The sequence below is a fragment of the Roseibium sp. genome (assembly GCF_050301095.1).
In the GTDB taxonomy this organism is placed as follows: domain Bacteria; phylum Pseudomonadota; class Alphaproteobacteria; order Rhizobiales; family Stappiaceae; genus Roseibium.
Map to the genome: position 1 here is coordinate 1 of NZ_JBNKYW010000124.1, position 21,979 is coordinate 21,979.

17 protein-coding genes are annotated in these 21,979 nt (G+C 62.0%); 12 read left to right on the forward strand and 5 right to left on the reverse strand.

What is annotated here, in order from left to right; all coding sequences use genetic code 11:
• Positions 1-334 precede the first annotated feature (334 nt).
• From ACQY7U_RS11275 to ACQY7U_RS11295, 5 genes are all read right to left on the reverse strand, one after another.
• The gene (locus ACQY7U_RS11275; RefSeq protein ID WP_428644495.1) at positions 335-1,972 is read right to left on the reverse strand and encodes an NTP transferase domain-containing protein; all 1,638 of its coding nucleotides are present in this window, start codon (positions 1,970-1,972) and stop codon (positions 335-337) included.
• Entirely contained in the window at positions 1,969-2,664 is a 696-nt protein-coding gene (locus tag ACQY7U_RS11280) for an XdhC family protein (protein WP_428644497.1), read from the reverse strand. Before ACQY7U_RS11280 ends, ACQY7U_RS11275 begins: the two co-directional genes overlap by 4 nt.
• A gap of 4 nt (positions 2,665-2,668) precedes the next feature.
• Complete coding sequence (locus ACQY7U_RS11285) at positions 2,669-3,241, reverse strand: LysE family translocator (protein ID WP_428644522.1); 573 nt, start codon at positions 3,239-3,241, stop codon at positions 2,669-2,671.
• 79 nt (positions 3,242-3,320) lie between these two features.
• Positions 3,321-3,656: an XdhC family protein gene (locus ACQY7U_RS11290; RefSeq protein WP_428644499.1), complete on the reverse strand. Its 336-nt coding sequence runs from the start codon at positions 3,654-3,656 to the stop codon at positions 3,321-3,323.
• 139 nt (positions 3,657-3,795) lie between these two features.
• Positions 3,796-5,406 carry a phosphoenolpyruvate carboxykinase gene (locus ACQY7U_RS11295; protein WP_428644501.1) on the reverse strand — a complete coding sequence of 537 codons (1,611 nt, stop codon included), beginning with the start codon at positions 5,404-5,406 and terminating at the stop codon, positions 3,796-3,798.
• Between the two features lie 514 nt (positions 5,407-5,920).
• Between ACQY7U_RS11295 and ACQY7U_RS11300 the strand changes: the two genes are divergently transcribed.
• The 12 genes from ACQY7U_RS11300 to ACQY7U_RS11355 all read left to right on the forward strand — a co-directional run.
• A complete protein-coding gene (locus tag ACQY7U_RS11300; RefSeq protein ID WP_428644502.1) occupies positions 5,921-6,619 on the forward strand; it encodes a response regulator transcription factor in 699 nt (232 codons plus the stop codon).
• Positions 6,620-6,704: 85 nt separating this feature from the next.
• Positions 6,705-8,522 (forward strand): stimulus-sensing domain-containing protein, encoded by a 1,818-nt coding sequence (locus ACQY7U_RS11305; RefSeq protein WP_428644504.1) that lies wholly within the window; start codon positions 6,705-6,707, stop codon positions 8,520-8,522.
• Complete coding sequence (locus ACQY7U_RS11310) at positions 8,519-8,986, forward strand: HPr kinase/phosphorylase (RefSeq protein ID WP_428644505.1); 468 nt, start codon at positions 8,519-8,521, stop codon at positions 8,984-8,986. The genes ACQY7U_RS11305 and ACQY7U_RS11310 overlap by 4 nt, the downstream gene beginning before the upstream one ends.
• 135 nt (positions 8,987-9,121) lie before the next feature.
• Entirely contained in the window at positions 9,122-9,526 is a 405-nt protein-coding gene (locus tag ACQY7U_RS11315) for a PTS sugar transporter subunit IIA (protein ID WP_428644507.1), read from the forward strand.
• 10 nt (positions 9,527-9,536) lie between these two features.
• Entirely contained in the window at positions 9,537-9,821 is a 285-nt protein-coding gene (locus tag ACQY7U_RS11320) for an HPr family phosphocarrier protein (RefSeq protein ID WP_428644509.1), read from the forward strand.
• Between the two features lie 107 nt (positions 9,822-9,928).
• Positions 9,929-11,242 (forward strand): class I SAM-dependent methyltransferase, encoded by a 1,314-nt coding sequence (locus ACQY7U_RS11325; RefSeq protein ID WP_428644511.1) that lies wholly within the window; start codon positions 9,929-9,931, stop codon positions 11,240-11,242.
• Between the two features lie 245 nt (positions 11,243-11,487).
• The gene (ahcY, locus tag ACQY7U_RS11330) at positions 11,488-12,876 is read left to right on the forward strand and encodes an adenosylhomocysteinase (protein ID WP_428644512.1); all 1,389 of its coding nucleotides are present in this window, start codon (positions 11,488-11,490) and stop codon (positions 12,874-12,876) included.
• A gap of 375 nt (positions 12,877-13,251) precedes the next feature.
• Positions 13,252-15,633 (forward strand): ATP-binding protein, encoded by a 2,382-nt coding sequence (locus ACQY7U_RS11335; RefSeq protein ID WP_428644524.1) that lies wholly within the window; start codon positions 13,252-13,254, stop codon positions 15,631-15,633.
• Between the two features lie 11 nt (positions 15,634-15,644).
• Positions 15,645-17,171 carry a tRNA (adenosine(37)-N6)-threonylcarbamoyltransferase complex ATPase subunit type 1 TsaE gene (gene tsaE, locus ACQY7U_RS11340; RefSeq protein ID WP_428644514.1) on the forward strand — a complete coding sequence of 509 codons (1,527 nt, stop codon included), beginning with the start codon at positions 15,645-15,647 and terminating at the stop codon, positions 17,169-17,171.
• A 44-nt stretch (positions 17,172-17,215) separates the two neighbouring features.
• Entirely contained in the window at positions 17,216-17,950 is a 735-nt protein-coding gene (locus tag ACQY7U_RS11345) for a nucleotidyltransferase family protein (protein WP_428644516.1), read from the forward strand.
• Between the two features lie 2 nt (positions 17,951-17,952).
• On the forward strand, positions 17,953-21,099 hold the full coding sequence (gene addB, locus ACQY7U_RS11350; protein WP_428644518.1) for a double-strand break repair protein AddB: 3,147 nt from the start codon (positions 17,953-17,955) through the stop codon (positions 21,097-21,099).
• A partial coding sequence (locus ACQY7U_RS11355) for a UvrD-helicase domain-containing protein (RefSeq protein ID WP_428644520.1) occupies positions 21,096-21,979 on the forward strand: 884 nt, incomplete at its 3' end. The genes addB and ACQY7U_RS11355, both read left to right, overlap by 4 nt.

The window sequence follows — 21,979 nt, forward strand, 5'->3', positions numbered from 1 at the left end:
ATGTAGTTGCCCGCATCACCTTCTGCCCATTTGCAGCAGCCCGGACGCGGAAGAGACAAGTCAGCCATGATCATTTCCTTTATTCTTCTAACCAAGCGGCAAAAGCGCTCGAGCATCCTCGGGAGGAGAGGATCCGAACAGCTTTTGTCAAAATCGGATGTAAGCGGCGCCCGGGACGTCATCCGTTGTCCACCCACAAGGGTGCTCTGCAGCAAGCGCAGGCATTACATAAGCGGCATGTCACAAAAATGCAATAGAATAACTGGCATTTCCGGCCTGCGTTCTGCGCATACCGGGTTAATGATATGTTATCATTGAATTTTATGCGCGCCAGTTACTTGGTTGTCTTGGAAGTCGGCGTCGCGTGTCTTGGTAATACACCGCCTGCCTCCAGTAGTGCCCGTGGCGTGTCAAGATCCAGTCTTGCTGCGGGGCCGATCTCTACTTCCGCCACGAGATCGGTATTTTCGGCAATGACATGTTTGGCGCCGACATCGCCGCTCAGGGACTTCAATGCTTCGAAAAAACGTTTGTCCCAGAGGACCGGATTGCCACGTTTCCCGTCCGCGGTTGCCGTAACGATCTGACCTGTTTCCCTGGAGCGATAGGTCTCAACGAGCCGCTTGAGGATGGCCGCGTCGATGCGGGGCATGTCACCGAGCAGGATGATCACCGCGTCGGTGCCGGGGGCGAGAGCGTTCATGCCGGCTCTGATGGAGCCCGCCATGCCGTCGGCATAATCCGGGTTGTGCACCACAGTCAGGCCGAGATCCGCCACCTCGGCGCCGACCTCGCCGGCCAGATGGCCGGTGACGAGAACGGTCTGGGCCAGTCCCGCGCCGGTGGCGGCTTCCGCGGCGTGGCGGATCAGCGCCTTGCCGTCCAGTTTGGCGAGCAGCTTGTTCGGCCCCCCCATGCGCGAAGACTTGCCGGCCCCCAGGATGATTGCCGCAACTTTGGACCTGTCCGAGCGGCGCCGGCTCTCGCGCGGCTGCGGCCGGGTTCCGATTTCCATCAGTAATCCTCCGACGCCCATGGCGGTGATGTCGTCCGGGGTGACATCCAGTCCGGCGAGCAGGCGGTCAAGAACCCAGTCGAAGCCGTTTTCCTTCGGGCTGCGGGCACAGCCCGGGGCGCCCAGCACGGGCAATCCTTGCAAGGTCCCCAGCATCAGCAGGTTTCCGGGATCGACCGGCATGCCGAGGTGGCGCACGGTGCCCCCTGCAAGATCGAGCGCGGCAGGCAGGACGTCGTGCCGGTCGACGACGGCTGAAGCACCGAACAGGATCAGGAAATTGGCGCCCTGCGATATCAGCTTCCGCATGGCGTCTGCCACGGCCTCCTGATCGTGCGGCACGCGTATTTCGCCGATGAGGGTGCTGCCGCTCGGGCGCAGCCTGTCTTCCAGAACCCGCCGGGTCTTGTCCAGTACCGACGCTTTCAGGTGTGGCAGTTCGGTGGCGACGAGGCCGATCTTGCGGGGCGTGAAGGCGGCGACGCGCACCGCGCCGTGCAAGGCCTGTTCGGCCTGTTCGAGCAGGTGGCCGGGAACGGCAAAGGAAATGATCTTTGCGGTGGCCACCATGCGTCCGCCGGTCACCTGGGTGTGATTGGCAAGCGTCGCGAAGGTAATCGCCGGATCGATGCGGTTGGCAGCCGTTACCGCTTCCGGGTCGACCACCAGGACACCGTTGGTTTCGGCATAAAGATTCATGCGGCCGGTGAAGGCCGTATCAGTCAGCACGCCGGGCCCCATGGCCGAACGGGCAAGCCGCTCTGCTGCCGTGTCCTCGCCGACATCCCTTGTATCAAGGCTGGCGACGACTACGCTGTCGATACCGGCAGCCGCGAGCTCCGCGCAGTCCGCTTCGGTCAGGACATGCCCTTTCTTGAGCGCGCGTGCCGCCAGCCTGGTGCTGTGTGCCAGAATGCAGCCGGCAGCGTCCCGGGACAGGCGGGGGCCGAAGTTCATGTGTCCGTCTCCGGTTCCTTGCGCAAGGCCCGGATGATGGCGGCCAGAACTGCAACGGCGATCTCTTCGGGGGAGGCCGCACCGATATCGAGGCCGATGGGCGCATCGATCCGATCCGAGAGGGCCGGGTCCAGTCCGGCGTCCTGAAACCTTTCCAGGCGCTTGCCGTGGGTTTTGCGGCTGCCGAGAGCGCCGACGTAAAAACACCCGGCCTTCAGCGCTTCCATGAGCGGGTAATCGTCGATCTTCGGATCGTGGGTCACGGCCGCGAGCGCGGTATAGGAATCGAGCGGTGCGTCCTTCAGAGCGTCCTCCGGCCATTCCGCTTTCAGACCGCCGCCCGGAAACCGCTCCTCGGTTGCAAAGGCGGTGCGAGGGTCGATGACAGTGACATCCAGTCCGGCGATCCCGGCCATCGGGACAAGCGCCTGGCTGATATGGACGGCGCCGATGATGACGAGCCGTGGGGCGGGCACGGAGACATTCAGGAAGACATCGCCTTCTTTCGCCGGAACAACGCCGGACTTGCCCGACCGGAAACGCTTGTCGAATTCTCCGGCCAGTGGATCGGAAGAATAATCCTCGTCCTTGCGGACCAGCCTCTGGCTGCCGTCCGCCATCCGGGTGACAAGGATCGCCGCACGGCGGGCGGCGCGGTCGGCATTCAGGGTCTTGAGAAGAGAGAGTTCCATGATGTCAGGCGCGTTCCGTTGCCAGTTTCAGTCCGAGACCGACCAGGAGCGATCCGCCAAGCCAGCGGGTGAGATCCTGGAACCGCGAGGTTTTGGTCATGCGCTTCTTCACTTCAGAGGCAAAGAGCACCGTCACGATGTCGGCCGAGGTGAAGGCGCAATTGACGATCGTGCCCAAGACCAGAAATTGCGCCCAAACCGGATAGCCCGCACCGGCGCTGACGAACTGCGGCAGGAAGGCAATGAAGAAGATCGCGACCTTGGGATTGAGGATCTCGACCAGCATGCTGTCGGCAAAGGCGCGACGGGCGGATTTCCGCGGCAGGTCCGGCATCGGACCGGCAGCGACCCTCGTCCGGATCATCTGGACGCCGAGAAAGATCAGATAGGCGCCGCCGGCCAGCTTCAGGGCAAAATAGAGAGTCGGCACCACGGTGAAGATCGCGGAAAGGCCGAAGGCCGCTGCAAACACATGGACATAACACCCCAGGTGAATGCCGAAAGCGGCCATGAAACCCGCCTTCCGGCCACGGGCGATGGTCTGTGCCGCCGTATAAAGCAGCGCGGGGCCGGGCATGTAGGCAAAGAGCGCTGTCGCGGCGAGGAAGGCAAGAAGTGTTTCGGTCGTCACGGCCTACTCCTGATGCTCAAAAAGACTAGTTGACGGGTTCCACGTAGACGCGGATGCGACCGCCGCAGGACAAGCCCACTCGCCAGGCGGTTTCATCGGCGACGCCGAATTCCAGTGTCGCGGGTTTTCCGGTTTCGATGACATCAATCGCCTCGGATACAACCGCGCCCTCGACGCAGCCTCCCGAGACGGAGCCCTCGAAATTTCCCTCCGCGTCGATCACCAGATGCGAGCCGACCGGGCGCGGGGCGGAGCCCCAGGTTTCGATCACCGTGGCAAGGGCGACGGAACGTCCGGAAGCGCGCCAGCTTTCCGCCGTATTCAGGACGTCGGGAATGGAGGAGAGGTCGGTGGCAGGCATGGGGCGTCCTTTCTAGGTCGAAAGCTCAATATAATTCTTTCCACTCCTGATGAAAGCGCCAAGAACCATGCCGGCAAAGAGAAACGGCGCCATCTTGCGAGGCGCCGTTGAAGTTCCGCAGGGACGGAGTGTCAGGTTGTTATTCGGCTGCGACCGGAACCGCCGGAGCGGCACTCAGGACGGCACCGTCGACATGGGCTTCGAAGGTCTCGAAGTTGTCGACGAACATTGTCACCAGCTTGGCGGCCTGGACGTCGTAGGCGTCCTTGTCGTTCCAGGTCTCACGCGGGTTCAGGATGGCGTTGTCGACACCGTCAACAGAAACCGGAACCTCAAAGCCGAAATTCGCATCGGTGCGGAACTCGGCATCCTTCAGGCTGCCGGAGAGGGCGGCCTGCAACAGGGTGCGGGTTGCCTTGATCGGCATGCGGTTGCCGGTGCCGTAGGCGCCGCCGGTCCAGCCGGTGTTGACCAGCCAGCAATCCACATTGTGCTTGGCGATCAGGTCCTTCAGGAGGTTGCCGTATTCGGACGGGTGCCGGGGCAGGAACGGTGCGCCGAAGCAGGTGGAGAAGGTTGCCTGGGGTTCGGTCACGCCTTTCTCGGTGCCGGCGACCTTTGCGGTGTAGCCGGACAGGAAGTGGTACATGGCCTGCGCAGGGGTGAGGCGCGCGATCGGCGGCATGACACCGAAGGCGTCGGCCGTCAGCATGATGACGGTCTTCGGCATCGGCGCGCAACCGGTGGCGCTGGCGTTGGAAATGAAATGGATCGGGTAGGCGGCCCGGGTGTTTTCCGTCTTGGAGCCGTCGTCGAAATCCGGGACGCGGTTTTCGTCCAGGACGACGTTTTCCAGGACAGTGCCGAAGCGCTGGGTGGTGGAATAGATTTCCGGCTCGGCTTCCGCGCTCAGCTTGATCGTCTTGGCGTAGCAGCCGCCCTCGAAGTTGAAGACGCCGCTTTCGCTCCAGCCGTGCTCGTCGTCACCGATCAGGGTGCGGGACGGATCGGCGGAGAGGGTGGTCTTGCCGGTGCCGGACAGACCGAAGAAGACCGCCGTGTCGCCGTCATCGCCCACGTTTGCCGAGCAGTGCATGGACATGACGCCCTTTGCCGGCAGCAGGTGGTTCAACATGGTGAAGACGGATTTCTTCATCTCGCCGGCATAGGATGTGCCGCCGATCAGGACGATTTTCCGCGTCAGGTCCACCGCAATGACGGTTTCGGTGCGGCAGCCGTGACGTTCCGGATCGGCCTTGAAACTCGGCAGGTCGATGATCGTCATGTCCGGCACGAAACCGGCCAGCTCGCTTGCGTCCGGGCGCAGCAGAAGGTTGCGGATGAAGAGCGAATGCCAGGCAAATTCGGTGTAGACGCGCACCGGGAGGCGGTGGGTGGCGTCGGCGCCGCCGAAAAGGTCCTGGGCGAAGAGTTCCATGCCTTCCGCATGTTTCAGGAAGTCTTCCAGAAGGAGGTCGAATTTGTCCTTCGACATCTGCGCGTTGTTGTCCCACCAGACCGTGTCTTTGGTTTCCTCGTCGAGAACGACGAACTTGTCCTTCGGGGAACGGCCGGTGTGAACACCGGTTTCGGCGACAATCGCTCCGCCGGCTGCCAGCCGCGTTTCGCCGCGGGAAAGGGAATATTCGTAAAGCGCAGGCTCGTTCTGGTTCCAATAGAGCGCCTTCAGGCCTTTAAAGCCGAAGGTTTCGCTACCAGTGGAGGGGTTCCTGACACCTGTTTCTTGCATCTTCCCGCAGTCCTCGTGATGGGGGCTAGTCTTTCTGCCGCCGGAGAAAGTTAAGTTTGTGCTAAATCCGGCTGTGAGGGCTGCGAACGTAGTGGATTGACTAAACGGCAGCAAGACATCAAAAAGTGCTAAGTCTTTCTTTAATCGATTGAAAAACATCTTTACTTGGGTGAGGATTAATTTGATGGATAAATTAAAAAACGAAACATTCGAAATGTTCGATTTGTTGGTTGAAGCGAAATATTTCGCGTGAAAATCGCGCTTTATTGCTGTTTGGAGCCGCTGACATTGTGGCGGAAATCCGGCAAAGACGTCGACTCGGTCCCTTGTAATTCATTTCCTGCATCCCCATCGATGCAGCGGGCAGGGATTTCCCTTTAGCCAGGTTGGGTGCGGGTTGGCCCGAATTCGCGGTTTGCCTTAATTTATGCGCATTTAGCAGGCCAAAGGCATTATATTATGTTTGAAGCCGATGCGTGCCATCGGTGCGTTGCCGAATATGGAAAAACGAAGCATGCCGACAATTGCCCTGGTTGATGACGACCGCAACATCCTGACTTCGGTCTCTATTGCTCTGGAAGCGGAGGGCTATCGCGTCCAGTCCTATACGGACGGTACCTCGGCCCTGGAAGGGCTGCAGAGCGATCCGCCGGATCTTGCGATATTCGACATCAAGATGCCGCGCATGGATGGCATGGAACTGCTGCGCCGCCTGCGCCAGACGTCCGACATGCCGGTGATGTTCCTGACCTCGAAAGACGACGAGATCGATGAATTGTTCGGCCTGAAAATGGGGGCGGACGACTTCATCCGCAAACCCTTCTCCCAGCGTCTTCTGGTCGAGCGGGTTCGGGCCGTTCTGCGCCGGGCGCAGCCGCGCGATGCTTCGGCTCCGCGCGACGATGCGGACAAGCTGCTGGAGCGGGGCCAGCTGGTCATGGACCAGGAACGGCACACCTGCACCTGGAACAACAAGCCGGTTACCCTGACGGTTACGGAGTTCTTGATCCTGTCCGCACTGGCGCAGCGCCCGGGCGTCGTGAAAAGCCGCAATGCGCTGATGGATGCGGCTTATGACGATCAGGTCTATGTGGACGACCGGACCATCGACAGCCACATCAAGCGGCTGCGGAAAAAGTTCAAGGTTGTTGACGACGACTTCGACATGATCGAAACCCTTTATGGGGTCGGATACCGGTTCCGCGAAGCCTGAGGCAGCCGGAGGAGGTTTCCCGGTTCGCAAGGGTTTTGACGAGGGATGGACGGTTCAATGGGGCCGTCGCGTCCGTGGTGGGTGAATGACGGTCGAAAGCGAGAGTGCTGAAAATGTTGCAGCCTCTGAACCGGCAGCCGGTTCGGAACGGTCCCGTTTGCGCCGTCTCGGCAACAAGCGCATCCGCCGCAGGCTGTTGAACCGGATCGGCGGTCTTTTCGGCACCTATATACTGTCTTCGCTGACCAGGCGCATCATCGCGATCAATCTGGTCGGGCTGATCGCGCTCGTGATCGGCATTCTCTATCTCAACCAGTTCCGGGCCGGCCTGATCGACGCCCGGGTGCAGAGCCTTCTGACCCAGGGCGAAATCATTGCCGGCGCGATCGCCGCCTCCGCCACGGTCGACACCGGAACCATCACGGTCGATCCGGAACGTCTTCTGCAGCTTCAGGCGGGCGAAAGCCTCACGCCGACGGCGGACGATCTCGACAGCCTCGATTTTCCCATCAATCCGGAGCGGATCGGTCCGGTGCTCCGCCGCCTGATTTCGCCGACCAAGACCCGCGCACGGATCTACGACCCGGAAGGCATCCTGATCCTCGACAGCCGCCATCTCTATTCCAGCGCCCAGATCCTGCGTTTCGACCTGCCGCCGCCGAACGCGGAAGAGGCGACCCTGTGGGACACGGTCTGGCAATGGACCAAGCGCTGGCTGCGCCAGGGCGACCTGCCGCTTTACCAGGAGGTGGGCGGCGGTGACGGGCGGGCCTATCCGGAAGTCGAGGCGGCCCTTGCCGGATCACCGGCCAGCGTTACGCGGATTTCGCCACGCGGCGAGCTGATTGTTTCGGTCTCCGTGCCGATCCAGCGCTTCCGGGCGGTGCTCGGCGCGTTGCTCCTGTCCACGCAGGGCGGCGACATCGATGCCATCGTCCGGGCCGAGCGCATCGCCATCATCCGCGTGTTCCTGTTTGCGGCGACGGTAACCATTTTGCTGTCGATCCTGCTGGCGGGCACCATCGCCGGGCCGGTCCGCCGGCTGGCGGCTGCCGCCGACCGGGTGCGGCGCGGTTCGACGTCGCGTGAGGAAATTCCGGATTTCTCCGACCGGCAGGACGAAATCGGCCATCTGGCGCGATCCTTCCGCGAAATGACCCACGCTCTCTACAACAAGATCGATGCCATCGAGCAATTCGCAGCCGATGTGGCGCATGAGCTGAAAAATCCGCTGACCTCGCTGCGCAGTGCCGTGGAAACGCTGCCGCTTGCCAAGTCGAAACAGTCACAGGACCGCCTCATGGAGGTCATTCAGCACGATGTCCGGCGGCTCGACCGCCTGATCAGCGATATTTCCGACGCCTCCCGGCTCGATGCGGAACTGGCACGCATTCAGGCCGAGACCATCGATATCTCCGAACTCCTGCGCAACATGGCGGATGCCGCCAACCAGCGCTCGGGCGACGAGGAGGCGAGCGTCAAGCTGACGGTTGCCGACGCGCAGGGCGCCAAGCCCTACCATGCGCAAGGACACGACATCCGGCTGGGACAGGTGATCAGCAATCTGCTGGACAATGCCCGTTCCTTCTCGCCTCCTGGCGGCACGGTTCACGTCGACCTGTGCCGGGAAGGCCGGATGATCCGGATCACCGTCGATGACGACGGTCCCGGGATTCGCGCGGAGAATACCGAACGCATCTTCGAGCGCTTCTATACGGATCGGCCGGACGGCGAGGGTTTCGGAAACAATTCCGGCCTTGGTCTTTCGATCTCCCGGCAGATCATCGAGGCGCACGGCGGCACCATCGCCGCGACCAACCGCATCGAACAGGATTCGGACGGCAGCCGGAAGATCGGCGGAGCAAGGTTCACCATCTATCTGCCGGCAGGACCGGGCAAATGAGCGCCGAGACCGTCCACGCCAATTGCCTCATCGTCGGCACGCACGGCCTGTTGATCCGCGGCGGGGCGGGCAGCGGCAAGACGACGCTCGCCGAAACGATGATCGAGGCGGCCAGGCGAAAGGGAAATTTCGGGGCCCTTGTCGCGGATGACTATGTCAGCGTGACCGGGGAAGGGGGCAGGCTGGTGGCCCGTGTGCCGGAGACAATCCGGGGCAAGATGGAAGTGCGCGGTTTCGGGCTGGTTGAGCTGGACTGCGAACCCGTCGCGCAGGTGGGGCTGATCGTCACGCTGGTGCCGTTGCACGACATAGAGCGGTTGCCGGACGAAGCCCTGACGCACGACAGTCTCGACGGTGTCCGTCTTCCCGTGGTGACCTGCCCGGAACACCAGACTTTTACCAGCCTCCGGCTCATACGCTGGGCGTTCCGGACCCTCTTCCCGCATTGCCCGGACTATATTTAAAGGGATCGCCGGACTTTTTTACTTGCAACTGGTGGAGCGGTTGAAGAGAGTGCATCAGACTGATAAACGCCCGGCTCTCGCGGGTCTTTCAAGAACCGTGAGTCCATTGCACTCGATAATCAGGCCGAAGCACATATGATTGGACTAGTACTTGTCACCCACGGACGCCTCGCTGAAGAATTTAAGGCGGCGCTGGAACATGTTGTCGGTCCTCAGGAACAAGTCGAGACGATTTCCATCGGACCGGACGACGATATGGAGCAGCGGCGCCAGGATATTCTTGCGGCTGTCGAGGCGGCAAATACCGGCAAGGGTGTTGTTCTCCTGACCGATATGTTCGGCGGAACGCCTTCCAATCTTGCCATATCCGTCATGGACAGCAAATCCGTGGAAGTGGTGGCAGGCGTCAACCTGCCGATGCTGATCAAACTGGCCAGCGTGCGCGCCGACCGCGAGTTGGCGGATGCGGTCGACGAGGCCCGTCAGGCGGGCCAGAAATACATCTCCGTCGCAAGTCAGGTGCTGTCGGGACAGAATTAAAACAACGGCCATGACGATAGAGAACTTGCTGCAAAAAGACCTGACCATCGTCAACCGGCGCGGCCTGCATGCCAGAGCCTCCGCCAAACTGGTCAAGCTGGTCGAGACATTTCAATCCGACGTTCAGGTGTCCAAGGACGGTCAGACCGTCGGCGGAACCTCCATCATGGGCTTGATGATGCTCGCGGCCAGCCCCGGCTGCAGCATCAGTGTTTGTGTGAGCGGGATGGACGCCGAAGTGGCGCTGACCGCGATTTCAGAACTTGTTGAAAGCGGGTTTGGCGAAGAAGACTGATTTCCAGATCCTTTCCCGCCTTGCCGCAGGTTTCGCGCCCTGTCGGACTTGCCGAGAAAAGATCCGCTCGGTTCGTGCCATTCCCCGAAAACGATTTGAGGAAGGTAATGGCGCAGCAATCCGGGGACCGTTTGATTTCAGCCACGCGCTCGGTACTCACACATATTCATCAGGTCCTGGACCTGCAGTTCGCCTTCGAATTATGGGATGGTTCCCTGATCCCGGCAGACGCGGCGCCCGACGGGCTGCGGCTTGGCCTGTCACAAACTGCCCTGACCCGGCTTCTCCGGCGTCCCCGCATCAAGACGGTCATCGATCTCTATTCGACCGGCGAGATCGATCCGCGCGGCGGCAGCCTGTTCGACTTTGCGGAAAAGCGGCCAAGGGTGAAGAGCCGCGATCTACGCAAGCGCCTGAAAAAGTCTGTTCTTCTGAAAAACGTGTGGCCGATCCTGTTGGGAAACAGGTCATCCGGGGCGCGGGCGCAGGAAGGCGGACTGGACGCCGGCCGCGTGGCGGACAGGAGTTCGGGAAGCCGCAAGGACGATATCGCCTTTCACTACGACGTCTCGAACGATTTCTACGAACTCTTCCTCGATCCCCGGATGGTCTATACCTGCGCCTATTTCCGGGACTGGTCCAACGACCTGGCAACGGCCCAGACCGACAAGCTGGAAATGATCTGCCGCAAGCTGCGGCTGAAGCCTGGTGACCGGCTGCTCGATATCGGCTGCGGCTGGGGCGCCCTGATCTGTTACGCCGCCGAGAACTACGGTGTCACGGCACTTGGCGTGACGCTTGCCGAAGAGCAGCTGAAGCTGGCCGAGGAGCGGATCGCGGAACGCGGTCTTCAGGACAGAGTGTCCGTCGAACTGGTCGACTACCGGGACCTGAAGGCCCAGTCTTTCGACAAGATCTCCTCCATCGGCATGTTCGAGGCGGTGGGGCTCGACAATTACGACAATTATTTCCAGAGCGTGCACCGGCTCCTCAAGCCGCGCGGCCTCTACCTTCACCACGCGATCACCCGCCGTGGCCGGAAGGATCTGAAAAAGTTTCGCCGCAAGAAGCCGGAATATCAGGCGCTGGTGCGTTACATCTTTCCGGGCGGTGAAGTCGATCACATCGGCTGGACGCTGACCAATCTCGAAGCGCATGGTTTCGAGGTGCACGATGTCGAGGCCTGGCGCGAGCACTATGCCCGGACCACCCGGCTGTGGGCGGAAAATCTCAAACAGGTCAGGGAGGCGGCCATCGCCGATATCGGCGAACAGAAATACCGCCTCTGGCTTGCCTATCTGACCGGCGTTTCGCTTGGTTTCGAGCGCGGCTCCATCAACATCTTCCAGACCGTTTCGTCCCGCCGCACCAAGGGCCTGTCCGGTCTGCCGCCGACCCGCGAAGACCTCTACCGCGACTGAGTGCTGGATGCACGGGGACGGAAACTTCGGCCGCCGCTCCGGTTCGGCGGATATCCTTTCATAAAGATGATATAAAGAATTCTTTATATCTTTATTGCGATATCCGGCGGCGGGCGTTATAACCCCTCCCAATGGCTGCCGAGAGTCCGGCGGCCGGTTGACAGCCGCTCAAATTTCTTGACCGGCACGCGCTTCACCGAGAGGTGCCGCCGGGAATTCTCGGCTTCGAAGAACAGGACAGTTTCATGACCGACTATATTATCAAGGATATCGGGCTCGCCGATTGGGGCCGCACCGAAATCGAGATCGCCGAACACGAAATGCCGGGCCTGATGGCCTGCCGCGCCGAATTCGGTGAAAGCAAGCCGCTGAAGGGCGCACGCATCGCCGGCTCCCTGCACATGACCATTCAGACCGCCGTGCTGATCGAAACCCTGGTTGCTCTCGGCGCGGAAGTCCGCTGGGCGTCTTGCAACATCTACTCCACCCAGGATCAGGCTGCAGCAGCCATCGCGGCTTCCGGCGTGCCGGTCTTCGCCGTCAAGGGCGAAACCTTGGAAGAGTACTGGGACTACGCCGACAAGATCTTCGACTTCCCGGAAGGGGCGAACATGATCCTGGATGACGGCGGCGATGCGACTCTCTACATCCTGCTCGGCGCCCGTGTCGAAGCCGGCGAGACGGACCTCATCGAGAACCCGACTTCCGATGAAGAGGAATGCCTGTTCGCGCAGATCAAGAAGCGCATGGCCGCCAACCCGGGCTGGTTCACCAGGCAGAAAGAACTGATCCAGGGTGTTTCGGAAGAAACCACCACGGGCGTTCTGCGTCTTTACGAGATGCAGAAGAAGGGCTCGCTGCCGTTCCCGGCGATCAACGTCAACGACAGCGTCACCAAGTCCAAGTTCGACAACCGCTATGGCTGCCGCGAGTCCCTTGTCGACGGCATCCGCCGCGGCACGGACGTCATGATGTCCGGCAAGGTGGCCGTGGTTTGCGGCTATGGCGATGTGGGCAAGGGCTCCGCGCAGTCTCTGGCCGGTGCCGGCGCGCGCGTGATCGTTACCGAAATCGATCCGATCTGTGCGCTTCAGGCGTCCATGGACGGCTATGAAGTCAAGACCATCGAACAGGCCCTTCCGGAAGGCGACATCTATGTCACCGCAACCGGCAACAAGGACATCATCACCTTCGACCACATGCGCGGCATGAAGGATATGGCGATCGTCTGCAACATCGGTCACTTCGACAACGAGATCCAGGTCGCTGCCCTGAAGAACACCAAGTGCCGCCCGGTCAAGGATCAGGTCGACATGTACGAGTTCCCGGACGGCAAGCGCATGATCCTGCTCTCGCAGGGCCGTCTGGTGAACCTCGGCAATGCCACGGGTCATCCGAGCTTCGTGATGTCCGCAAGCTTCACCAACCAGGTTCTGGCGCAGATCGAGCTCTTCACCAAGGGCGATCAGTACAAGAACGAAGTCTATGTGCTACCGAAGCACCTGGACGAGAAGGTCGCGCGCCTGCATCTGGAGAAGCTCGGCGTCACGTTAACCACTTTGTCGGATAGTCAAGCGGATTATCTGGGGATTAATAAGGCCGGTCCGTTCAAGTCGGAACACTACAAATACTGATTCATCGCAGGTGGTCTACTAGATGTAGTAATCGCCTCGATTCGGTACTGTGAACAAAAAAATGCAGGACCCTTCAATTTGAAGGGTCCTGTTAACTTTTCATCAACGGACTCTTCTGCGTGATTCTCAAAAAGGTTATGGTTTAAACGAATCAAAGGCCAGGAGGCGAATGTCTTTGATTTGCTCCCAGAATCCGGGAGCTGCATCCGCAAAAAGCGGGACAATGCGGCGTAAGGGGATCATGACATGCCGAGAGGCGGCACGGGCGGCGCGCGACTATGCGCGGCGTGGCGAGAATGGAGTCTGAATAGGGTTTTGCTGGCCGGTGTTTCGGCGGCGGGCCTTGGGCTGTCTTCCGGCCCGGCCGCTGCGGACATGCTTTCCGGCACCGCCGCCGCGATCAATCCCGACTCCATGATCCTTTTCGGTGCCCTTGGCGGCATGTGCGCCTTTGCGGTGACCGCCGCGGTCGCGCTCGTCCGGCACCACAAGCACTCCAGCCAGCTCACCGAGGCCTTGGAAAAGGAAAAAGGCGACCTGAAGTTCAGGGTCGACCGCCTGGAAGCCATGCTCAACACCGATGAGCAACGGGTGATCGTGTGGACCGGCAACGGATCCATGCCGCAGATCTGGGGTATTCTGCCGGAAAAGTCCGGCGTGCCGCGCCCGCCAGCGCAACTGCTGGCTTTCGGGAGCTGGCTGACCGCCAAATGCGCCGGCGATCTTGAACGTCACCTCGACATGTTGTTTCGCACGGGCGAGGCCTTTACCACCACCTTGAAGACCCGCACCGGCAGCTATGTGGAGGCGCTTGGCCGCACCACCGGCGGCGCCGTCGTGCTGCGCCTGCGCGATCTGACCGGCGAACGGCAGATGCAGGCCGAACTGGCGGCGCGCAACGCCAAGATTTCCGGCGAGCTTCACATGCTGCATGCGCTCCTGAACGCGATGCCGGCTCCGGCCTGGCAGCGCGATGCGGAAGGCAAGCTCATCTGGGCAAACGCAGCATATGCGGAAGCCGTTGAAATGCAGGACGCTGAAAGCGCGGTCAAGACGGGGGCCACCTTCCTGGATGCGGCCGCACGCACCGCGATGGCCGTGCAGCGCACGGAAGACGGCTGCTTCAACGCCCGTATTCCGATTGTCGCATCCGGTGAACGCCGTGTCTTCGAAGTCACCGATGTCAACGCGAATGTCGGCGGTGCCGGCATTGCCGTGGATATCAGTGAACTGGAGCAGGCCCGCAAGGAACTGGGCCGCGCGGAAGAATTCCACGGCCGCACGCTGGATCAGCTTCAGACTGCCGTTGCCATCTACGGCAGCGACCGCAAGCTGCAGTTCTACAACGCCGCATTCCGCCAGCTCTGGGATCTCGATGCGGCCTTCCTGGAAAGCCATCCGGAAGACAGCACGGTTCTCGACACTCTGCGCGTCGGAAGGAAAATCCCCGAACAGGCGGATTACCGGGTCTGGCGCAGCAAGATGCTGGAGAGCTACCAGTCGCTGGAGGCGAAGGAAAGCTGGTGGCACCTGCCGGACGGCCGCACCTTGCGCGTCATCGCCAACCCGCATCCGCAGGGCGGCGTCACCTATATCTACGAGAATGTGACCGAGCAGCTCGATCTGGAAAGCCGTTACAACGCGCTGACCAGGGTTCAGGGCGAAACGCTCGACAATCTGTCCGAAGCCGTCGCAGTGTTCGGCTCCGACGGCCGCCTGAGGCTCTGGAACCCGGCCTTTGGCCGAATCTGGGATCTGCAGGAAGACCAGCTCGCCGAGCTGCCGCATGTGAAGGAAGTCGTTTCCGCCTGCACCTTGAGCGAGACGGAAGAGAAGGCCTGGGAGCAACTCGCCGGCAGTGTCACGGGCCTTGTCGACAACCGCACGCAGAATGTCAGCCGCCTGGAGCGGCACAATGGCGACGTGCTCGACTATGCAACCGTGCCTCTGCCCGACGGTGGTACGCTGGTGACCTTCGTCGATGTGACCGACAGCGTGAATGTGGAACGGGCGCTTCTGGAAAAGAACGAGGCGCTGGAACAGGCGGACGAGATCAAGAACGCCTTCATCCAGCACGTGTCCTACGAATTGCGCTCGCCGCTCACCAACATCATCGGCTTTGCCCAGCTTCTCGCCGACCCGAAATTCGGCGAGCTGTCAGACAAGCAGGGTGAATACGCCGAATATATCCAGTCCTCGTCTTCGGCCCTGCTTGCCATCATCAACGACATTCTGGATCTGGCGACGCTCGATGCCGGTATCATGGAGCTGGATCTTGGCGAGGTCGACGTTGCCTCGACCGTTTCAGCGGCCGTCGAGGGTCTGAAGGACCGGATTGCGGAGGCACGCATCAACCTGCGGACCCATGTTCCCGAGAATGCAGGCGTGATGATCGCGGACGAAAAACGTCTGCGGCAGGTGCTCTACAACCTGATTTCCAACGCCGTGCGTTATTCGGAGCCCGACGGTGTTGTCGATGTCAGCTGTAGCCGGGAGGACGATCAGGTCACCTTCGTCGTCAAGGACCATGGTTACGGCATTCCGGCGGAAATTCTCACCCAGGTCTTCAACCGCTTCGTCGGTCACGACACCGGCTCGCGCCGCCAGGGCGCCGGTCTCGGCCTTGCCATCGTCAAGAGCTTCGTCGAACTGCATGGCGGAACCGTCGATATCGAATCGGATGAAGGCAAGGGCACCACGGTCACTTGCGTTTTCCCGGCACGGCCCGAACTTGCGGATCAAGCCGCAGCGGAATAGGACGCTGCTTCATGGCAGACCACGACCTGAAGCAGCTCGATGCTCCTTTCCTGACCCTTCAAATTTCCGATGAAGCCGGAACGCGGCAACTCGCCAACGATCTGGCGATGGTGCTCAGGCCCGGCGACGTCCTGTGCCTGTCCGGGGATCTCGGCGCGGGAAAGTCGACCCTTACAAGAGCACTGCTCCGTTCGCTTGCCGGCGACCCGGAACTCGAAGTGCCCAGCCCCACCTTCACGCTGGTCCAGACTTATGACTTCGACCGGTTTGACCTCTCCCATTTCGACCTCTATCGGCTGGAAGAGCCGGAGGAGCTGGAGGAGCTGGGACTTGACGATCTTCTGGAAGAGGGTGCCGCGTTGATCGAGTGGCCGGAAAAGGCCGACGAATTTTTGCCGTCAAAGGCGCTTTGGGTGCGTATCACGCAGCCGGTGGAAGATGGCGACAAGCGCACCTTCAGCTTCCATTGCGAAGACCCGGACTGGCAGGACCGGCTGACGGGAACGCTCGAAATCCGGTCCTTCCTTGAAGGTGTCGGCTTTTCGGGCGCAGAACGCCGTTTTCTGGCAGGGGATGCCTCCTTACGTTCTTTCGAGACGGTAGAGCAGGATGACCGGTCCGCCGTCCTGATGCGCTGGCCGTTTCAGGGGGACAAGGTGCCGGAAGCCGTGCGCGCCTATATGGCGAAAGTGCACCTTGCGCAGGATTGCCGCGCGATCCTGGCTGTTGGAGGCGAGTTGCGCAGGCACGGCTTGAAGGCGCCGGAGATCTATGCCTCCGATCCGGAAAAAGGACTGGTGCTTTCCTCCGATCTTGGCAGGGAAACGATCGTATGCGATGGCCGACCCATGCCGGAGCGCTACCATGCCGCAGTCGAAGTTCTGGCGAAAATGCATGGCGAAAGCTGGCCTGAGATCCTCGCGCTCGATGACGGTTCGAGCTATCAGGTGCCGGACTACTCCGACGACGCACTGGTCGCAGAAGCCTCGCTGTTCCTCGACTGGTACGTGCCGGAAACGACCGGAATGCCCGCGGGCGATAACATGCGCGCCGAATTCGAAGGTCTTTGGAGTGTAGCGCTGGCGAGTCTCTCCGGGGCGCAACGAGGCTGGGTCCTGCGCGATTTCCACTCGCCCAATCTTCTGTGGCAGGAAGGGGCCGGCGGCACGGACCGGATCGGTCTGATCGATTTTCAGGACACGGTTATCGGGCCGGTTGCCTATGACGTGGCCTCCCTGCTTCTGGATGCCAGAACCGATGTCGGCGCGGATCTGGAATCGGACCTCTTCGATGCCTATGTCTCGGCGAGGGAAAAGCAGTCCTCAAACTTCGACCGGGACGCTTTTTCCCGCGCCTATGCCGTGATGGCCGCTCAGCGGATATCGAAGATCCTCGGGATCTTCGTACGTCTGGCGCGGCGGGATCAAAAGCCCGCCTACCTTGGTCACTTGCCGCGCATGGAAGGCTATCTCCGCCGCGTGCTTGACAGGCCGGGGATGTCGGACTTGAAAGACTGGTACGAACGCTTCCGGGGCTGATACCTTTTTCAGTCAGACCGGCTGTAAAAAATTCGAGAGATGTCATGACACAAACGCGGTTCCGTCCCTCCAAGGCCATGATCCTGGCAGCAGGTATCGGCAAACGTATGCGTCCGCTGACCGCAACCACGCCGAAACCGCTGATCGAGGTCAACGGCCAGGCCCTGGTCGATCACGGCATGGACCGGCTGGCTGCGGCAGGCGTCAAGACCTGCGTGGTCAACGTGCATTATCTGGCGGACCTCGTGGAAGTTCACGTCCGCCGCCGCAAGGACATGGAGATCGTCGTCTCCGACGAGCGCGCCGAACTGCTCGAAACAGGCGGGGGCATCAAGAAGGCGCTGCCGCTTCTGGGGGACGAACCGTTCTTTCAGCTGAACGCCGATACCTGTTACTGGATCGAGGGCGTGAAGCCGAACCTGGAGCATATGATCGATGCCTGGGACGAGGCGCGCATGGATGCGCTTCTGCTGGTGGCCGAAACCGTGAAATCTGTCGGCTATGCCGGACGGGGCGATTTTGAAATGGCACGGGACGGCTCCCTGACGCGACGCCTGGAAAAAGGCGTGACGCCGTTTGCCTATGCGGGCGCAGCGATCCTGCATCCGCGCCTTTTCGAAGGAGCGCCGGAGGGCCCGTTCTCCATGAATGTCCTCTTCGACCGGGCCATCGAGGCCGGGCGGCTCTTCGGTGTCCAGATGGAGGGGCTCTGGCTGCATATCGGAACGCCCGAGGCCATCCGCGCCGCCGAATACGCCGTGCGCGAAAGTGCGGCCTGAGGATGGCCGGGAGCACGCGCCTTTATTCCATCCCCCCGTCCGTCCCGTTTCTGAAGACACTCGTCGACACGCTGGTTGACGGAACGCTCCTGCCGGGCTTTCGTCCACTTGACGATCCGTTGCTGTTGTCGTCGGTCACGCTCTATCTGCCCACCCGCCGTGCCGCGCGTTTGTTGCCGGAACTCTTTCAGGAACGTTTTGACGGCCAACCGGTGCTGCTGCCCGCGATCCGTCCGGTCGGGGACACGGATGAAGATGCGCAGACCCTGACAAGCGATCCGGATCTGGAAGCCCTGCCACCGGCGATGCCGCTTCTGGAGCGCCACCTTGCGATGACCCGGCTGGTGAAGGCCTGGAAGGGCATGCTGCGCCGGGAGGCCCTGAGCCTGCGCTCCGATGAGCCCCTTGGCGTTCCTGCCTCGACGGCGGATGCCGCCTGGCTTGCCGGAGATCTCCTGGCCCTGATGGACGAGGTCGAGACGGAAGAGGCGGACTGGGCGGAACTCACCGGCCTCGTTCCCGAAGATCACGCCCGTTACTGGCAGATCACCCTCGACTTTCTGAAGATCGTCCAGGAGGCCTGGCCCGCGCATCTCAATGAGCTCAGGCAGATGGACCCGAAGGCGCGGCGGTCCGCGCTGATCCGCAGGGAAGCGCAGCGCCTTGCGGCAGGCGGCGCAAGCGGTCCGGTCATCGTCGCCGGTGTCACCGGCTCCGTTCCGGCAACAGCGGAGCTTTTGAAAGTGGTTGCCGGGCTGGAGCAGGGCGTGATCGTTCTGCCGGGCCTCGACCGATTTCTGGACGGGCGCTCGTGGTCGGCGCTTGGAAGCCGCAGCGCCGAAGGCGTCGGGCCGCTGTTTGCGCACCAGGAGCAGCAAACGCTGCCCTCTCACCCGCAATATTCCCTGAAGCAGCTGCTCGACCGTCTCGGTGTGCGCCGGGAAGAGGTCAGGCCGCTTGGACCGGAATTGCCCTTTGCGTTTGCCCTGCGCGAGGAACTGGTGTCGGAAGCTCTCAGACCGGCGGATACCTCCGACAGCTGGACCGGTTATCTTGATGCCCGTCCGGAAGCGCAGCGGGCCGAAGCCCTTGCCGATGTCGCGCTCATGAATGCGCGCAACGAGGCGGACGAGGCCCTGAGTGTTGCCATCTCGCTGCGCGAGGCCATCGAACGCGGCGAACGGGCGGCGCTGATTTCTCCGGACCGGATGCTGACCCGCCGGGTAGCTGCGGAGCTGGCGCGCTGGAACATTCAAGTGGACGACAGTGCGGGCCGGCCGCTCGACCAGACGGCGCCTGCGATCCTCGCCCTTCTTGCAGCGAAGCTGGCGCTGAACGGCTGCGAACCGATTGATCTTCTGGCGCTGCTCAAACACCCGCTCACCAGGCTCGGACTGCCGGTCAAGGACGTGCGCTCGGCTGCACGGGCACTGGAGCGCGGCGTGGTGCGCGGTCCCCGGGCGCGGCCCGGCACGGAGGGGCTGAAGGCTGCTGTCGCCGCGAGCCGCGAAGATGCCGGCAAGGCTCATACGCCGCGCTGGAAAAAGATCCATGACGAGGACTGGGACGTCATTGCCGGACTGGTGGCAAGGCTCGCCGATGCTCTGGCGCCCCTGGAAGAGTTGTCCCTGTCGGCCGATCCCGTGTCCATCACGGATCTTGCCGGACGCCACGTGGAAGTGATCCAGGCGGTTGCCGTGGACGACGCCGGGTCCGTCGACGAACTCTACGCAGGCGAGGCAGGGGAGGCGCTGGCCGGGTTCCTGACCGGATTGCTGGAGGCCGATGCAAGCGGCCTGTCAATCCCGCCCGGCGAATGGCCGTCGGTGCTGCCCGCGCTCATGTCCGGTCAGGCGGTGCGCCGGCGACTGCCCGGCGACCAGCGGGTCCAGATCCTCGGGCCGATGGAAGCCCGGCTGCAATCCTTCGATTTCGCGGTACTCGGTGGCCTCAACGAGGGCGTCTGGCCCCAGCGCACGCGCAATGACCCCTGGCTGAACCGGCCGATGAAACGGGGCATGGGACTGGAGCCGCCCGAGCGCAGATTGGGAGCCGCCGCGCATGATTTCGCGCAAGGCATGGGAGCGGGACGTGTTCTGCTGTCGCGCGCCACACGGGCCGATGGCGCGCCGACCGTTGCCTCGCGCTGGCTGCAGCGCCTGACCACGCTGGCCGGTCCCGAGGTGACAAGGGCTATGGAAGAAAGGGGCGCGCGTTATACGCGGTTCGCGGCGCTGCTCGACCGTCCGGAAGGTCCCGTGCGTCCTGCCGCCCGACCCAATCCGAGGCCGCCCCTGCCGGCCCGGCCTGCCTCGCTGTCCATCACGGAGATCGAACGTCTTATCCGCGACCCTTACGCGATCTTCGCCCGCCATGTGCTGGAGCTGCAGCCGGTCGACCCCATCGGCGGGGAACCGGGGGCAGCGGACAAGGGCAATCTCATTCACGATGCGCTGGCGGATTTCCTGCTGACCTGGACAGGTCCTTTCGACGATGCTGCGGTCCGCGCCCTGACGGAAATCGGAGAGGAGCTCTTCGAACCGCTCGACGCCTTCCCGGCGATTCGGGCGCTCTGGTGGCCACGGTTCCAGCGGATTGCCGCCGGGTTCGTCGGTTATGAGGCGGCCCGTTCGAAGCTCGTCAGCCAGCGGTTCCTGGAAATCGGCGGCGGGGTTGAGCTGAAACTGCCCGGTTTCGATTTCCGTCTGCGCGGACGGGCAGACCGTATCGATCTTCTGACGGAAGGCGGCCTTGCCGTCATCGACTACAAGACCGGGCAAGTGCCGTCGCAGAAACAGGTCGAGGCTCTTTTGTCGCCCCAGCTGCTTCTGGAAGCGGCGATGATCCAGCGTCACGGTTTCAAGGATGTTCCCGCGGACGCGGCGATTTCGGAGCTGCTTTACCTGCAGCTGAAAGGCGGGACGGAACCGGTGATCGAAGCGTGCCGCAATCCGAAGGACACTTTGCTGGAGGATCTGGTCGAGGATGCATGGACCCGGCTGGAGCAGCTGATTGCCCATTATGCCAAGGAGGAAACCGGTTACCTTTCTCGAGCCCGGGTTATGCGCGAACGGCAGATGGATGGCGATTACGACCATCTGGCGCGAACCCAGGAATGGGCGCTTGGCGGTGAAGAGGGGGAGGCATGAGCGGTTTCCAGATCCCCCAGCTGACCAAGGAGCGTCAGGACCTTGCCTCCCGCCCCCGGGCGTCCGCCTGGGTGAGCGCCAATGCCGGTTCCGGCAAGACCTTTGTGCTTTCCCGCCGTGTCGTACGGCTGCTGCTCGACGGCACGGACCCGTCCCGCATTCTGGCGCTGACCTTCACCAAGGCGGCCGCCGCCGAAATGGCGACCCGTGTCTTCAAGATCCTCGGTACCTGGGTGACGATGGAAGACGGGGCGCTGGCAAGTGAACTTCAGGAGATCGAGGGCCGAAAGCCGAATGCCGCGCGCCTGGCCATGGCGCGCCGCCTGTTTGCCCGTGCCCTGGAAACACCGGGTGGCCTGAAGATCCAGACGATTCACGGCTTCTGTGAATCCCTGCTGCACCAGTTTCCGCTGGAAGCCAATGTTGCAGGTCACTTTTCCGTCCTGGACGACCGGGTGGCGAGTGAACTGATGGCAGAGGCGCGCGCCAGCGTACTTCACAAGGCGGAAACCGAGCCGGAAAGCGCCTTCGGTCTGGCACTCGCCTCGGTGATCGACCTGATGAGCGACGGCGGCGCGCAGAAGGCACTTGACGAACTTATTCAGAACCGCGACGCCTTCCGCCGCTGGACGGTCGATGCCGGGGATCTGGAGCTTGCCCTTGGCGAACTTGCCGGACTCCTGGAGGTCGATCCCTCAGCCCGGCTTACCGACTTCGATCTGTGTTTCAAGGCCGGATGCCCCTTCGACCGCAATACCTGCCTCAGCTATGCGGAGGCTCTTGCAACAGGCAGCAAGACCGATCAGACACGGGCCGACGATCTGGTCAGGGCGGAAAGCCTGAAGGACCCTACTGCCTTCCGGGAAGCCTGGCTGCCGAT

What these genes read in the sequence shown, in the direction of transcription:
- ACQY7U_RS11275 (WP_428644495.1), bottom strand. Translation starts at nt 1,972, where the DNA reads ATGAACTTCGGCCCCCGCCTGTCCCGGGACGCTGCCGGCTGCATTCTG.
- ACQY7U_RS11280 (WP_428644497.1), bottom strand. Translation starts at nt 2,664, where the DNA reads ATGGAACTCTCTCTTCTCAAGACCCTGAATGCCGACCGCGCCGCCCGC.
- ACQY7U_RS11285 (WP_428644522.1), bottom strand. Translation starts at nt 3,241, where the DNA reads ATGCCCGGCCCCGCGCTGCTTTATACGGCGGCACAGACCATCGCCCGT.
- ACQY7U_RS11290 (WP_428644499.1), bottom strand. Translation starts at nt 3,656, where the DNA reads ATGCCTGCCACCGACCTCTCCTCCATTCCCGACGTCCTGAATACGGCG.
- ACQY7U_RS11295 (WP_428644501.1), bottom strand. Translation starts at nt 5,406, where the DNA reads ATGCAAGAAACAGGTGTCAGGAACCCCTCCACTGGTAGCGAAACCTTC.
- ACQY7U_RS11300 (WP_428644502.1), top strand. Translation starts at nt 5,921, where the DNA reads ATGCCGACAATTGCCCTGGTTGATGACGACCGCAACATCCTGACTTCG.
- ACQY7U_RS11305 (WP_428644504.1), top strand. Translation starts at nt 6,705, where the DNA reads ATGACGGTCGAAAGCGAGAGTGCTGAAAATGTTGCAGCCTCTGAACCG.
- ACQY7U_RS11310 (WP_428644505.1), top strand. Translation starts at nt 8,519, where the DNA reads ATGAGCGCCGAGACCGTCCACGCCAATTGCCTCATCGTCGGCACGCAC.
- ACQY7U_RS11315 (WP_428644507.1), top strand. Translation starts at nt 9,122, where the DNA reads ATGATTGGACTAGTACTTGTCACCCACGGACGCCTCGCTGAAGAATTT.
- ACQY7U_RS11320 (WP_428644509.1), top strand. Translation starts at nt 9,537, where the DNA reads ATGACGATAGAGAACTTGCTGCAAAAAGACCTGACCATCGTCAACCGG.
- ACQY7U_RS11325 (WP_428644511.1), top strand. Translation starts at nt 9,929, where the DNA reads ATGGCGCAGCAATCCGGGGACCGTTTGATTTCAGCCACGCGCTCGGTA.
- ahcY (WP_428644512.1), top strand. Translation starts at nt 11,488, where the DNA reads ATGACCGACTATATTATCAAGGATATCGGGCTCGCCGATTGGGGCCGC.
- ACQY7U_RS11335 (WP_428644524.1), top strand. Translation starts at nt 13,252, where the DNA reads ATGCTTTCCGGCACCGCCGCCGCGATCAATCCCGACTCCATGATCCTT.
- tsaE (WP_428644514.1), top strand. Translation starts at nt 15,645, where the DNA reads ATGGCAGACCACGACCTGAAGCAGCTCGATGCTCCTTTCCTGACCCTT.
- ACQY7U_RS11345 (WP_428644516.1), top strand. Translation starts at nt 17,216, where the DNA reads ATGACACAAACGCGGTTCCGTCCCTCCAAGGCCATGATCCTGGCAGCA.
- addB (WP_428644518.1), top strand. Translation starts at nt 17,953, where the DNA reads ATGGCCGGGAGCACGCGCCTTTATTCCATCCCCCCGTCCGTCCCGTTT.